Origin of the sequence: Roseibium sp., assembly GCF_965232425.1 — a bacterium.
GTDB lineage: Bacteria > Pseudomonadota > Alphaproteobacteria > Rhizobiales > Stappiaceae > Roseibium.
This window is the reverse complement of sequence record NZ_OZ246971.1, coordinates 507,467-521,626: the sequence shown is the minus strand read 5'-3', so window position 1 is coordinate 521,626 and position 14,160 is coordinate 507,467. Positions and strand designations below refer to the sequence as shown.

The following is a 14,160-nucleotide window of genomic DNA, read 5'->3' as shown; positions in this document are numbered from 1 at the left end:
CTCTTTGTTTCAGCCGGAACGAAACGTTCATTGACCGGGGAGCGCCGCACTGGATCCTTGCCGGCACAAACCGGACGCGGTGGGTGTGCAGAAGGCCGCCCGCTTACCGCGCCAGAGCCTTGCGGGATTGCTCCAGGGCCCGGGCGGCTTCGTCCGTCCGGCCCATGGATTCAAGAATGCTGCCGTAATTCTTCCAGGTCCAGCTGGAATGCACCTTGTCTCCAAGCCGGTCGGCAAAAAGGGCACGTGCCTTCAGGGCGTCGTGGCTCGCCCTGGCCGCATCCAGCATGATCATCATGAAGACATCGCGTTGTGCGGCGCTGCCGCCGATCCGGTTGAGGCTGTAGCGCACGGGTTCCATGCGGGCAACGGCGGCGGCGAAATCGCCATCGCGCGCGCGCTGCAAACCCTCGGCAATCGCCAGCCCGACATCGGCGCAGATCCGTGCCTGTGTCCCGTCGAGGCCGGACCATTCCCGCAGGCCGTCCTGTAGCTGCCGTGCGGCAGCCCTGTCGCCATTGGCCACCAGGGCCATGAGATAATGCAGGGAGACAAAGATCAGGTCCTTGTCGCCGAGGTGTTTCTGCGCCACCGAGGACAGGTCGCGCCACCGGTCACCGACATCGATCCCGAACATCTCCAGCCGCCAGAGCAGCGACGAACAGTTGCAGATGTCGAGATAGAAATCTGATTCAATGTCCGACGCGACCTGCTCGTCGTAGATCTTCAGGACAAGGTCGAATTCGCCGCGCTCCAGGTGATACAGGCATTTGTGCCAGTATAGGTGAAAACGGAAGTTGTTGACGGTCGACCAATCCTTCTCAAGGCCCGCGACCCACGCGATCCCTTCTTCGTGGCGCTCCGTCATCTCAAGGACGTGTGCAATCGAGTGCACCGACCAGGCGTCCCGCGGATTGCGGGCCACCGCCGCGCGCCCGTACTCTTCGGCCTTCGCATATTCCCCTGACTCCTCCAGTCCGAAGGCATACATGCCCAAAAGAAATCCGTAGTCCGGATGATCCTCGGACCAGAGCGGCAGCACCCGCGCCAGCGAGTCGCGCATCTGCCTGCCGTTGCCGGAATAAAAATGCGTGAAATGGGCCAGCCTCAGCGCCAGGCCGTCGGTCGGATGCTGAAGCAGGATGTCTTCCCAGATGCGGGTGGTTTTCTCCAGGTCGCCGTCGCACCATGAGGAGAGCGCCGCGGCATGCTGCTTTTCGCGCTCGTTTGCACCGATCGCGGCAAGGTGTTCGTTGAGGTTCTCGGAGACCTTCGCCGCGCGTGCGGAATGGTTTGAGCTGCCCATGAGCTTGGCGAAATAGCCCTTGGCGCAAAGGGCCATCGGCATGTCCGGATCGGTTTCCAGAAGACCTTTCAGGATCGCGCCGGTCTCCCGTCGGAAGCCCATATAGGCGGACGTGAGTTTCGAGAACGCCTGGGCGCTTTCGGGAGAACTTGCGGTGTAGCTCAGATCGTTCGTGTCACTATAGCTGCTCAGTCCCATGCCGATCGGCCTCCCGGTCGCCGGAACCTTGCGTGCTATGCTCAGGTTCCCCGGCGCGTTTGCGGTGTCTTTATCCCCAGAACGGCCCCGGCGACCTGTGTCTTCAGGATCTGCGCGGTGCCGCCGCCGATCGTGAACATGCGTACATCGCGGTACATGCGCTCAAGCGGCTCCAGATCACCATAGCCGCGTGCGCCGAACATCTGAAGAGCGTCATTGACGACCTTTATGGCATTTTCCGACGCAAAGGCTTTCGCCTGGGCGGCCCTGGTCATGTCGGGGAAGCCGGTGTCCGAGAGGGCCGCGGAATGGGCCGCCTCGAACAGCATCAGCCGGGAGGCGTGGACCAGCGCCTCCATGTCGGCGATCATCCATTGCAGGCCCTGGAATTCGGCCAGCGGCCGGCCGAACTGCTCCCGTTCCCTGATATAGTCCTTGGCACGGTCCAGCGCCCCGGCGGCAACGCCCATTGCGATCGTGCCTGCGCCGACCCGCTGGCTGTTATAGGCCGTCATCAGGTCCTTGAAGCCATGTTCGAAGCCGGACGGGGTGCGCAGCACCATGTCGTCCGGCACCTCGAGATTGTCGAAGCCGAGTTCCGCTTCCGGCATGCCGCACAGGCCCATGGTGCGTTCAAGGCGCACGACCCTGAAGCCGTCGGGCTCGATGCCTTTCGCCGGGTCGACGTGAACGAGAAAACCGCCGATGCCGAGTTCGCTCCCGTCTTCGTCAAAGGCGCGGGCGAAGATCAGATGGAGTTTGGAAACGCCGCCGCCGGTGATCCAGTGTTTGCGGCCATTCAGGATCCAGCGGTCGCCCCTGCGGTCCGCACGGGTGGTCATTTGCGTTGCGGCGCTGCCTGCCTCGGGTTCGGAAATGCAGATGGCCGGCTTGTCTCCCGCCAGCACGATGGGAGCGACGAAGGCGCGCTGCGCGTCCGTGCCATAGGCCATCACGGCGCTGAGGCCGCCCATATTCGCCTCGACCAGGACCCGCGCCGTCAGCGTGCAGTGGCGTGCGGCTTCCTCGACGACCTCGGCCACCTGGAGGAACGATGCCCCGCCACCTCCGAACCGCCGGGGGATCGACATGCCCATGAGCCCGGCCTCGGCAAGCTCGGCAACGTTCTGCCAGCAATAGCTGCGTTCCCGATCCCACCGGGCCGCGCGCTCTGCGACGCCCGGAGAAAGGTCCCGCATCCGGTCCAGCCAGGGATTGCCCGTCCGGTCCCGAGTGAAGAAAGCGGCATGGGTGTTCATGGAAATCGCCTTTCCGCGGCCGGAAATCTCGGGGCCGGCCAGCCCGTCGTCTTGCCCCCTGGAAGACGTTGCAACAGAATAAGCGTTACAAAATCAATGGAAAAGCGATAAAAACTGCGATATAAAGTTAGAAAAACTAACACTATGGCCTCGGATGAACCTTCGTTTTCTCAAAACGGTGATTGCGGTGTCTCAGCACAGTTCGCTGAATGCGGCGGCGAGAAGCCTCGGCTTGAGCCATTCCGCGGTCAGTCTTCAGATCAAGGCGCTCGAGGAAGAACTCGAGTTTCAGATCCTCGACCGTTCGAAACGCCCTCCGGTTCTGACGGCCGAGGGCCTGGCGCTGGTGGAGCACGCCAGACGCATGGAGGATATTTCCAGCGACATCGAGGCCCTGGCCGACCGGCGCAGGCTGCATGGCCGGGTGACGCTCGGGGCGGTTCCCTCCACCATCTCCAACATCACCGCACCGGCCCTTGCCGCCATTCATGCCGAGCACCCGGATCTCAAGGTCGAGCTCATGGTTGCGCTGTCCCAGAAGCTGATTGAGCTGGTGAGCGACGGCACCGTGCACGCGGCGCTGGTGACCGATCCGAAAATGGACGATCCCAACCTGGCGCTAGCCGGGATCTGCAACGAACCGTTCCATGTCATCACCTCGCTGGCGGAACCGCTTGAAACGCTGGAAGAGCTGCTTGGCGAGCGGTCCTTCATCTGGTTCGACCGCCGGAGCCGGTTGTCGCAGCAGGTCGAGGCCTATCTGCTCGCCCGCGGTCTGCACCCCAGAACCGCCATGGAGGTCGACTCCTTCGAAGCGGTCGAAGCCCTGGTGCGGTACGATCTGGGGGTCTCCATCCTGCCGAAGCGGGCGCTGACAAAGGTGCCGGAGGGCATACGCAGCTGGCCGCTGGACGCGGGGGCATTCGAGCGGCGCGTGGTGCTGGCCAGCCGCCGCAATGCGCCGCGAAGCCGGCTGATCTCCAAGATTGCCGAGGCCATGCGCTTGCCCTTCGCCTGAAGGGGCATGCGTACATGCCTGCCCCGGAGGAGATCGGGTTACATCCGGCCTGCACGCAGCCTGAAACTTTTCGCTTAATTTGTCCGGGCGAAAATCCTATAAGGTTCGTGTTCTACGCGAGTTTTGGCACCTTCATGAAAATCAGGCCCAGTCTTGGCGGTACGGGGCAAGGCATCTTGCTCATGATCGCGACGATGTTTCTTTTCAGCGTGATGGACGCGATGGCCAAGGAGGTCGCGCACCGCACCGATACCGTCATGGCGATCTGGGCGCGCTACACCGGACAGACGGTCGTGGTTGCGCTCCTCGCGGCACCGCGTCTGAAACAGGTCCTCAAGACCCGGTATCCGGGGCTGCAGCTGCTGCGCTCGATCTTCCTGCTTCTGGCCACGACCTTCTTCTTCTTCGGCTTCGTGACCATCGGTCTGGCAAATGCCGCCGCGATAATGTCGCTGAACCCGGTGCTGATCACCGTCGGCGCGGCGCTGATCCTGGGCGAACGCTTCGGACCCCGGCGGGCTATCGGCGTCGGTGCGGCGCTCATCGGTGCCCTGATCATCATCCGTCCGGGCTCGGACGTATTCTCAAGCGTCGCGCTGCTGCCGCTCTGCGCCGCCTTCGCCTATGCGGGCTATGCGCTCACCACGCGCTTCGTCGGCCGCAATGAGGACGCGTGGACATCGCTGCTCTATACGGCCGCATTCGGCACGATCGTCTTCAGCGTGATCGTGCCGTTCTACTGGGTGAAGCCCGATCCGACCGCGACGATGCTGATGCTGGTCATGGGGGCCGTCGGCGCGCTTGGCCATTTCTGCGTCATCCGCGCGCTCATGGTCGCCGAAGCCAGCGCCATTGCGCCCTTCACCTATGTCGGACTGCTGTTTGCGATCATCTGGGGCATGGTCTTCTTTGCCGATTTCCCGGACACCTTCACCTATGTCGGCGCTGCCGTGATCGTCTCCGCCGGCGTCTATGTCTGGCACCGCGAAACGCTTCTGGCGCGGAAGGCAACGCCGAGGTGAGGGGTGTGTGCCGGATGTGAGCGTCCTGGACCGAACGAGAGGAACCTCAACCGGCGCCATCACCTAAAGTCATGCCCATCATTTTCTCTCTGAGGACGTCTCGCGTGATTTGCAGGTTTGCGCCGTCCAGGAAGTCTTTTGGCACGGAGGATATGTGGCTGCTCATGCGTGACAGGTTCGCGTGAAAGTGGGAAAGCAATTGCGCGCGCTTTCTTTTTAGTGCCGATCTGCCGAAAAAGGGCAGTTCTTCCGTCTCCAGGCATGTCAGCGTTGACGCAAAGCCATTGGCTGCTTTCAGAACTTCGGCCAGCGACTTGTCGATTTCCCCGCCGATGTTTCGTTTGGATTCATCGTCTTTTATGGCGTCGTATTTCCTGAAATTGACGGAAAACGCGGCCCCGTAACTGTCAAGCATCTCCGCGTACTGATCGATCATGCTGTCAGTGAGAACCAAGGGACGTGTGCCTTCTAGTCTTCGATGCTCTTCACCCCGGCCACGATCAGGATGACCTTGGAAACGATCAGCACGAGGATCACGGGGACATGCCAGCCGAAGATGAACGTGATCCAGCTGACGAAGAGGAGGCAGAAAATCACCAGCGCGATTGCCGTGACGAGAAGCGTTCCCGCCCGGATCCATTTCTTGCCAAGTTCCTGTTTTTCCCGTTTGTGCCTGTCTGCGGCGGTTTCCGGGAAAGGCGCCCATGCCTCAAGCTTGGTCTTCGCCATGTGTCAGTGCTCTCTCATGTCCGCGCCTTGTTCCTGGCTCTCAGAGCGTCGGCGGATCTCTCCTGATCACAGGACCTGAACGTATGCGCAGGGCGCTCCGGAGGACTTTGTGAAGCGTTCGTTGCTCGCGTGATGCCGAGGGGAAGCGCCCAACGGCTGTCCCGTGAGGTCCGGATCCGGTCCCGATGGATTTTCATGGAAACGGTCACGGTTTGATCCGTCGCATCACCTTGCTGGTCCGGGTCGCCAGCAAAGGGGTCCCGCTTCCTGGCGCGCAGTTTGACTGCCCAAGCTTGATGTTCTCGATCTTGCAGGTCACGAATCAGCCCCGTCGCTGCATTGCAGTTGCGACACGCTATGTCTGCAATCAGCGGCAACGTTAGGTGATTTGCGCAACTCGTTGCGGGCTTCCACAGCCCCGTGCCTTTGTACCCCGGGCAGTCTTCCGCCCGTCCGGATTCGGAGCAACATGCGCGAAGAAAAGATCGGGCGCGCGGCTGGCTGCAGATGGGCAAGCCGGCGGGGCCTGGATCAATCCTGCGCTCCGGCCCGATCGTTCAGCGCGGCGGCCAGCTGGTTGGCGAACCTGGCGGAGGCGACGGACAGCGTTCTTCCCTTCATCTGCATCAAGGTAAGATTGCCGTATGTGACGTCGCTCTTGGGAAGCGGGCGGAACACGAGGCGGTCGTCAGCCGCAAGGTTCAGCCCGATCGGAAACTGAAAGCCGACAGCCTGTTCATGCTGCACGTAGTGGCGCATGAACTCAAAGGAATCGGCCTCCGCGATCGGTTCCAGTTTCTGGGACATGCGGCTGACGGCCAGATCCAGAAGAAAGCGGATGCCGATCCGTTTCGGCGGGACGACATGCGGGAAACTGAGGCAGTCGCGCAGCCGGAGGTTTCGTTTCCCGACCAGCGGGTGGTCCTTTGCCATCACCGCGAAAACAGGTTGTTCCACGGAGAGCAGAACGTCGAAGTCGCCGAGGTGCACCGGTTCGAAAACAAGGGCGAGGTCGCTCTGGAACGCGCGCAGGTCTTCTTCGGCCGCCTCCCTGTCGCGCACCTGGACGGAAAAGGAAACGCCGGGGTGCTCTGCTCTGTAATCCGCAATCTGCACCGGCATGAAATAGGGCTGAAGAGCCTGGGAGCAGGCAATGCTGACATGACCGCGGCGAAGGCCGGAGAGGTCCGCGACCTGGCTGCGCACGCGCTCCAGATCCGCCATTTGTCCGCGAATGTGCTCGATCAGGAGTTCTCCTGCCGGGTTGAGCCGGACGCCGCCGTGCAGGCGTTCGAAAATGGGAGCGCCGAATTCCTCCTCGAATCCCAGGATCCGACGGTTGAGAGCCGAGGACGTGATGTGCATGTCTTCGGCGGCCTTGCGGATCGAGCCAGCCTTGTTCACCGCATCGATCAGTTTGAGTGTCTGAAGGTGTTTCATTTTCAGCGCCTTAGGAATTGTGCTGCAAATTTTGAAGCACAAGGATGCAAAAATAGCAATAGAAGTACGCACCCGTTCCGCGCATCGTGTTTCCAAGCGGGAAGGGCGTATCGCCCCTTCCTTCCAAGAGGGGATTGACATGACCAATGAAACTTCACGCCGCAGTTTCCTGAAAGGTGCCGGCGCAACGGCGCTCGGAGCGTCGGTTTTACCGTTCCTGAAGGTGTTGCCCGCATCGGCGGCCGGAAATGACGTTGTGGTGGCCGTCACCGGACAGACGATCAACAGTCTGGATATCCATCGCACGGGCACGAACCGGCCGAGCTACCAGGTGGCCGTGAATGTCTATGACCGCCTCGTCAGCTTCGGCACCAAGACGCTTGAAGACGGCAGCCTGTCCTACGACTACTCGGTGATCGAGCCGGAAATCGCGGAAAGCTGGGAGTTCACCGACGACGGCATGGCGATCGTCTTCAAGCTGCGCCCGGACGGCAAGTTCCAGGACGGATCGCCGATTACCGCGGACGACGTGAAATGGTCCTTCGACAGGGCCGTCAGTGTCGGCGGGTTTCCGACAGTGCAGATGAAGGCCGGATCGCTCGAAAAGCCGGAGCAGTTCGAAGTCGTCGACGACATGACCTTCAAGATCAATCTGCTGCGCAAATCCAAGCTGACCCTTCCGGATCTTGCCGTGCCGGTGCCCATGATCATCAATGCCAAGGTCGCGCGTGAACACGCCACGGACGACGACCCGTGGGCTATGGAATACCTGCACAAGAACCCCGCCGGGTCCGGAGCCTTCAAGGTGGCATCGTGGAAACCGGGCGAGCAGCTTGTCTACGAACGCAACGACAACTGGACGTCGGGACCGGTGCCCGCCGTGAAGCGGGTTGTTCTGCGTGAAGTGCCGAGCCCGGCAACCCGGCGCGCGCTGCTGGAGCGCGGCGATGTCAACATGTCGTTCAACATGCCCAACAAGGACGCCAAGGAACTGTCCGGCAAAGGCGACATCACCGTCGCGACGACACCGATTGAAAACGCGATTTACTGCCTCTGCCCGAACCTGTCATTCGAACCGTTCAAGGACAAGAAGGTGCGTCAGGCGATTGCTTGGTCCGTGCCCTACGAGGAGGTGTTCCAGACCGCTGCCTATGGCCGCGGTGCGCCCATGTGGGGCGGTGAGGCGACCACACCGGCCGATATCGCCTGGCCGCAGAAGTTCCCCTATTCGACCGATCTGGACAAGGCCAAGGCCTTGCTCGAAGAGGCTGGGTACGGTTCGGGTTTTGAAGTCCCGCTGTCCATCTCGCTCAGCCAGGCCGACTGGATGGAGCCGGCAGCGCTGCTGATCCAGGAGAACCTTGCCAAGGTCGGGGTCAAGGCGGAAATCGAGAAGATACCGGGCGCTAACTGGCGGACGGCATCCCTCGTTGAAAAGCGCCTGCCGCTGCACCTTGAAACCTTCGGCGGATGGCTGAATTACCCCTGTTACTACTTCTTCTGGGCCTATCTCGAAGGCCATCTCTTCAACTCGTCAAACTACCGGAATGAAGAGATCGAAACGCTCACCTCCGAGACGCTTCACATGAATGTCGACGATCCGGACTACGCGCCGAAGATCAAGCGGATGATCGAGATCGCCTGGGATGAAGTGCCCCGCATCGCCCTCTGGCAACCGGCGCTGAACGTGGGAACCAGCAGCCTGGAGGGCTACGAGTACTGGTTCCACCGTCAGCTCGACGTTCGCGGGCTGAAGAAGGTTTGATCGGCATGTCCGGGCGCTTGTCCACAATCGGGGTCAGGATCACACACGCCATTCCCGTGATCCTGGGGGTCGTCGTGGTCAGCTTCTTGCTGACCCGCGCCCTCCCTGGCGACCCGGCCGTCTATTTTGCCGGTGCTGCCGCTGACGAGGAATCGATTGCGGAAATCAGGACGGCGCTCGGTCTGGACAAGCCCCTCTACGAACAGTTCATCATCTATGCGGGCGATGTCGCCACCGGCGATCTCGGAAACTCCCTGTCCACCGGGCAACCGGTGCTGGAGGATCTGGCGAACCGGCTTCCGGCCTCGCTCGAACTGACGCTGACAGCGCTGCTGCTGTCATGCTCGATCGCGATTCCGCTTGGCGTGCTTGCAGCCACACGCCCAGGGTCGGCAGTGGATCACCTGTGCCGCGTGCTTGTCACCGCCGGTGTGTCGCTGCCGACATTCTTTACCGGTGTTGTCCTGATCTATGTGTTCTACTACCTGCTCGGGATTGCACCCTCGCCCTTGGGGCGGCTTGATTTCATCTATATCGAGCCGGATCACGTGACCGGTTTCTATCTGATCGATGCCGCCATCGCGGGTGACTGGGAGACCTGGCTGGGCGCACTCAAGCAACTTGTGCTGCCTGCGGCGACTCTGGCCCTCTTCACGCTCGCCCCGCTGGCGCGAATGACGCGGGCCGCCATGCTCAGCGCCCTGTCCTCGGACTATATCCGAACGGCCCGGGCCGCCGGTCTGACGGAGGACAAGGTGCTGTTCACCTACGCATTCCGGAACGCCCTGCTGCCCGTTGTCACCACGCTCGGAATGGTGTTTTCCTTCACGCTCGGCGCCAACGTTCTGGTCGAGAAGGTCTTTGCCTGGCCGGGTATCGGGTCCTATGCGGTCGAGGCGCTGGTCGTCTCGGACTACGCCGCCGTCCAGGGCTTCGTGCTGGCGATGGCGCTCCTGTTCGTCGCCCTCAATCTGGTGATCGATCTCACCTACACGCTCATCGACCCGCGCATCGGATTTGAAACCAAATGAGTGATCTGGCAAGCGCACCCGGGATAGCGAAGGGCACCGACAGCACAGTCGCGCATATCGTCTACGTTTTGCGGTCCAACCCGGTGACGCTGCTGGCGTTCGCGATGTTCGCCGTGCTGATCTTCACAGCCGTTCTCGGTCCGGCCCTGGTGCCGTACGATCCGCTTGAATCCAACGCGGCGCGTGCGCTGCAGCCACCCTCGTTCGATCATTGGTTCGGGACCGACAATCTGGGCCGCGATGTTCTCAGCCGGGTCGTGGTCGCGACACGCCTGGATCTCGCGATCTCCGTTGCCGCGGTCGCCCTGTCCTTCGTGATCGGGTCCGTGCTCGGCAGCATCGCGGGATACTGGGGCGGCTGGATCGATGCCGTGCTGAACCGCCTGTTCGACACCATCATGGCCTTCCCGCTGTTCGTGCTCGCGATGGGCATCGTGGCGGCGCTCGGCAACACCGTGGAAAACATCGTCTATGCGACCGCGGTCATCAACATTCCCTTCTATGCGCGCCTCGTCAGGGCCGAGGTCAATATCCGGCGCGACGCGGGTTTCGCGCAGGCCGCCAAGCTTGCCGGCAATTCGGACATCCGCGTGCTTGCCCTCCACATCTTTCCGAACGCGCTGCCGCCCATGATGGTGCAGGTGTCCCTCAATCTCGGCTGGGCGATCCTCAACGCGGCCGGTCTGAGCTTCATCGGCCTCGGTGTCCGGCCGCCCACGGCGGAATGGGGGATCATGGTGGCCGAAGGCGCGAATTTCATCGTTTCCGGCGAATGGTGGCTGGCCATTTTCCCGGGCCTGGCGCTCATGTTCGCCGTGTTCACCTTCAATCTTCTGGGAGACGGGTTGCGCGACATTGTCGACCCGCGGCAGCGTTCATGAGCCTGCTTTCCATCCAGGATCTGAAGGTCTCCTTCCAGACCCGCCGTGGCAGCGTCAATGCCGTCAGGGGTGTCTCGCTGGAGATCGGCAAGGGAGAAATTCTCGGGATCGTCGGTGAATCCGGATCGGGCAAATCCGTAACCTCCTATGCCCTGATGCGCTTGCTGGACAAGAACGGCAGCATCACCGGAGGGGCTCTCAGCTATGGCGGCATCGACCTGAAGACCGTCCGCGAAAGCACGATGCGGGATCTGCGCGGCCGCGAGATCTCAATGATCTTCCAGAACCCGCGCGCGGCGCTCAACCCGATCCGCAAGGTCGGGCACCAGATCGAGGACGTGTTGCGCCGCCATTCCAGGGCGACGCGATCCAGCGCCAGGGCCGAAGCGATCAAGGCGCTGGAGGCGGTGAAGATCCGGGACGCAGAGGCCCGCTACGACGCCTACCCGTTCGAACTGTCGGGCGGAATGTGCCAGCGCGTCGTCATTGCCCTAGCCCTTGCCTGCGACCCGAAGCTGCTGATCGCAGACGAACCGACGACGGGTCTCGACATAACCACCCAGAAGGCCGTCATGGATCTCATCGCCGAACTCATGTCCGAGCGCGACATGAGTGCCATGGTGATCACGCACGATCTCGGCCTTGCCGCGCAGTATTGCGACAGGATCGTCGTGATGAAGGATGGCGAGGTGGTGGAAGCAGGCAGCGCGGAGCGTCTGTTCACGGCACCGCAGCACGCCTATACCCGCAAGCTCGTCGACGCGACGCCCAGGGCCGGCGCAAGCATCCGCTCGCTCCTGCCCGAAGAGCAGAGGACACCGGAGCCGGTCCTTCCGAAGTCAGACGTGCCGCTGATGGAAGTCAGGGATCTGGTCAAGACCTATCAGGGCAAGTCCGGAGCGGTGCATGCGGTGAAGGGTGTTTCCTTTTCCGTGATGAAAGGCCAGAGCGTCGGGCTGGTGGGTGAATCGGGCTGCGGCAAGTCAACGACATCATCGATCCTCGTGCGCCTGGCCGATCCGACATCGGGCGAGATTCTCTTCGACGGCGACGACCTTGCAAAGACGCCGGCGAAAAACTTTGCGCGGGACCCGCGCCGGGCGAAGATCCAGATGGTGTTCCAGGATGCCACCGACAGTTTCAATCCGCGGCACACGGCGCGGCACTCCATCGAGGAACCTCTCGCGCGCCTCGGCGGATTGTCGCGGCGGGAGCGCAAGGAACGGGTCGGCGAACTGGCCGACCTTGTCGGCTTGCCGCGCCCATTGCTCGACCGGTTCCCGCATCAGCTTTCGGGTGGCCAGAAGGCGCGCGTCGGCATTGCGCGGGCGATTGCGCTCGAGCCGGAATTCCTCGTTCTTGACGAGCCCACGGCTGCGCTCGACGTCTCGATCCAGGCGATCGTTCTGAACCTCTTGGTCGACCTGCGCGCAAAGCTTGGCATCAGCTATCTCTTTGTCAGCCATGATCTGCACGTGGTTCGGCTTTTGTGCGATTATGTCATCGTCATGCGGGACGGTGAAATCGTCGAGGAGGGGCCGGTGGCAACGGTCATGCAGACCCCGTCCCACCCTTACACACGGGAATTGCTGGCGGCGGCACCGGTTCCGCCTGCCTTGCAAGAGCCGGCCAGTTCCGCGGCCGAATGAGAATTGAAAGACTTTGAGGATTAAGATGTTCGACCTTCCTTTCACGCTTGCTTCGCTGAAGACCGCTTATGAAGATGGCGTCAGCCCGACGAAGGTCGTCGAGGAAGTCTACCACCGGATCGCAGCCGTCGACGATCCGGGTATTTTCATCCACCTGTGCGACAAGCAGGACGTGTTGCAGGACGCCGACGCCCTGGGTGCCTACGACCCGCAGAAGCCGTTGTGGGGCGTGCCGTTTGTCATCAAGGACAATATCGACGTGGCCGGGAAACCGACCACGGCTGCATGCCCGGCCTACGCGTACGACGCGATCGAAGATGCGTTTGTCGTTAAAAAGCTTCGAGAGGCGGGCGCACTTCTGATCGGAAAGACCAATCTCGACCAGTTCGCGACCGGCCTGGTCGGCGTCCGCTCTCCGTTTCAGCCTCCCAAGAACGCGGTGGATCCCGCGATCGTTCCGGGCGGGTCTTCTGCCGGCTCAGCCGTCGCGGTCGGGCATGGCATCGTCAGTTTTTCCCTTGGCACCGACACGGCAGGATCGGGCCGCGTGCCGGCCGCGCTCAACAACATCGTCGGGCTGAAACCGACGCTCGGGTCCCTGTCCGCGACCGGCGTCGTGCCGGCTTGCCGCACGCTTGATACGATCTCGATTTTCGCCCTGACGGTTGAGGACGCCTACACGGCGTTCCAGGCCGCTGCCGGTTATGACGAAACGGATGCCTATTCCAGAAAGATCGCCGTCAAGGATCTTGCAGCCTCGCCATCTCACCTGAAAATCGGCATACCGGACGCTGCCTCAATCGAATTCTACGGTGACGACATCCAGGAAGCATCCTTCCGGGAGACGGTGGCTCTGCTGAAGGAAAGCGGCGCGGAGATTGTCGAGGTCGATTTCACGCCCTTTTACGATGTCGCGCACATGCTCTACGAAGGCGCCTGGGTGGCCGAACGGCACACGGTGATCGAAGACCTGATGCGTGACACGCCTGACGCCGTCCATCCCGTGACCCGGCAAATCGTCGGCGCGGCCCTCGATCTCAGCGCCACCGATGCATTCCGGGGCATCTACCGCTTGAAAGAACTCGCGCGCAAGACCGAGCCGGTTCTGGCGGCGCTTGACCTTCTGTGCGTGCCGACCATCCCGACTTTCTACAGCGTGGCTGATCTTGAAGCGGATCCCGTCGGTCCGAATTCGCGCAACGGCACCTACACCAATTTTGTCAATCTCCTGGATATGTGCGGTCTTGCCCTGCCGGTCTCCGCGCGCGAGGACGGCCGGCCCGGCAGTGTCACGCTGCTGGCAGCGGCGGGGCAGGACGGACTGATCGCATCGCTCGGCATCGAACTGGAGAAGATGGCACCTCATTCCCTCGGCGCGACCGGCTGGACCGCGCCGGAACCGGGGGCGTTTGCGGTCTCTGAAACTCCGGACGAAATCGCGATTGCCGTGTGCGGGGCGCACATGTCCGGCATGGCCCTGAATGGCGAGTTGACCAGCCGCGGCGGGCGGTTCCTGCGTAGCTCTTCAACGAGTGACGCCTACGCGCTCTACGCCCTTGCGGGCGGCCCTCCCAAGCGGCCAGGGCTCGTGCGCGGCGCGCCTGGTTCGGGTCACGGGATCGAGCTTGAAATCTGGGCCCTGCCGAAGGCTGAAGTCGGCGGGTTCCTTGCCGGCATTCCCGCCCCGCTCGGACTTGGAACCGTTGAACTTGTCGATGGCAGCACGGTCACCGGCTTCGTCTGTGAAGCAGTTGGAACGGACGGGGCCGAAGACATCTCTCATCTCGGCAGCTGGCGGACCTATATGGATGGGTTGAAAGCTGCGCGGCCGGTGGCCGCGGCGGAATGAAACGAACGAAAGT

General features: G+C 62.1%; 12 protein-coding genes. 7 read left to right on the top strand and 5 right to left on the bottom strand.

The genetic code is table 11. The features are described 5' to 3' along the window. Positions 1-103: 103 nt before the first annotated feature. Entirely contained in the window at positions 104-1,504 is a 1,401-nt protein-coding gene (locus ACO08A_RS02480) for a tetratricopeptide repeat protein (RefSeq protein ID WP_422039674.1), read from the bottom strand. Between the two features lie 41 nt (positions 1,505-1,545). Then, positions 1,546-2,763 carry a 3-sulfinopropanoyl-CoA desulfinase gene (gene acdA / locus ACO08A_RS02475; RefSeq protein ID WP_422039673.1) on the bottom strand — a complete coding sequence of 406 codons (1,218 nt, stop codon included), beginning with the start codon at positions 2,761-2,763 and terminating at the stop codon, positions 1,546-1,548. Positions 2,764-2,950: 187 nt separating this feature from the next. Here acdA and ACO08A_RS02470 point away from each other — a divergent pair, with 187 nt between their 5' ends. Both ACO08A_RS02470 and ACO08A_RS02465 read left to right on the top strand, forming a co-directional pair. Next, positions 2,951-3,781: a LysR family transcriptional regulator gene (locus ACO08A_RS02470; RefSeq protein ID WP_422039672.1), complete on the top strand. Its 831-nt coding sequence runs from the start codon at positions 2,951-2,953 to the stop codon at positions 3,779-3,781. 134 nt (positions 3,782-3,915) lie between these two features. Further along, positions 3,916-4,803: a DMT family transporter gene (locus tag ACO08A_RS02465; protein ID WP_422039671.1), complete on the top strand. Its 888-nt coding sequence runs from the start codon at positions 3,916-3,918 to the stop codon at positions 4,801-4,803. Positions 4,804-4,849: 46 nt separating this feature from the next. Here ACO08A_RS02465 and ACO08A_RS02460 read toward each other — a convergent pair whose 3' ends face one another. The 3 genes from ACO08A_RS02460 to ACO08A_RS02450 form a co-directional block, all read right to left on the bottom strand. Continuing rightward, positions 4,850-5,257: a hypothetical protein gene (locus ACO08A_RS02460; RefSeq protein WP_422039670.1), complete on the bottom strand. Its 408-nt coding sequence runs from the start codon at positions 5,255-5,257 to the stop codon at positions 4,850-4,852. A gap of 14 nt (positions 5,258-5,271) precedes the next feature. Beyond that, positions 5,272-5,532, bottom strand: coding sequence for a hypothetical protein (locus ACO08A_RS02455; RefSeq protein ID WP_422039669.1), 261 nt, complete (start codon positions 5,530-5,532; stop codon positions 5,272-5,274). Between the two features lie 531 nt (positions 5,533-6,063). Further along, positions 6,064-6,972 carry a LysR family transcriptional regulator gene (locus ACO08A_RS02450; protein WP_422039668.1) on the bottom strand — a complete coding sequence of 303 codons (909 nt, stop codon included), beginning with the start codon at positions 6,970-6,972 and terminating at the stop codon, positions 6,064-6,066. A gap of 139 nt (positions 6,973-7,111) precedes the next feature. Here ACO08A_RS02450 and ACO08A_RS02445 point away from each other — a divergent pair, with 139 nt between their 5' ends. Genes ACO08A_RS02445 through atzF form a run of 5 tightly spaced genes read left to right on the top strand, consistent with a single transcriptional unit; the run spans position 7,112 to position 14,147 of the window. Continuing rightward, positions 7,112-8,737 (top strand): ABC transporter substrate-binding protein, encoded by a 1,626-nt coding sequence (locus tag ACO08A_RS02445; RefSeq protein ID WP_422039667.1) that lies wholly within the window; start codon positions 7,112-7,114, stop codon positions 8,735-8,737. Between the two features lie 5 nt (positions 8,738-8,742). Further along, a complete protein-coding gene (locus tag ACO08A_RS02440; RefSeq protein ID WP_422039666.1) occupies positions 8,743-9,768 on the top strand; it encodes an ABC transporter permease in 1,026 nt (341 codons plus the stop codon). Beyond that, the gene (locus ACO08A_RS02435; RefSeq protein WP_422039665.1) at positions 9,765-10,649 is read left to right on the top strand and encodes an ABC transporter permease; all 885 of its coding nucleotides are present in this window, start codon (positions 9,765-9,767) and stop codon (positions 10,647-10,649) included. The genes ACO08A_RS02440 and ACO08A_RS02435 overlap by 4 nt, the downstream gene beginning before the upstream one ends. Continuing rightward, positions 10,646-12,298 (top strand): dipeptide ABC transporter ATP-binding protein, encoded by a 1,653-nt coding sequence (locus ACO08A_RS02430; protein ID WP_422039664.1) that lies wholly within the window; start codon positions 10,646-10,648, stop codon positions 12,296-12,298. The genes ACO08A_RS02435 and ACO08A_RS02430 overlap by 4 nt, the downstream gene beginning before the upstream one ends. 25 nt (positions 12,299-12,323) lie before the next feature. Continuing rightward, a complete protein-coding gene (gene atzF / locus ACO08A_RS02425) occupies positions 12,324-14,147 on the top strand; it encodes an allophanate hydrolase (protein WP_422039663.1) in 1,824 nt (607 codons plus the stop codon). Positions 14,148-14,160: the final 13 nt, after the last annotated feature.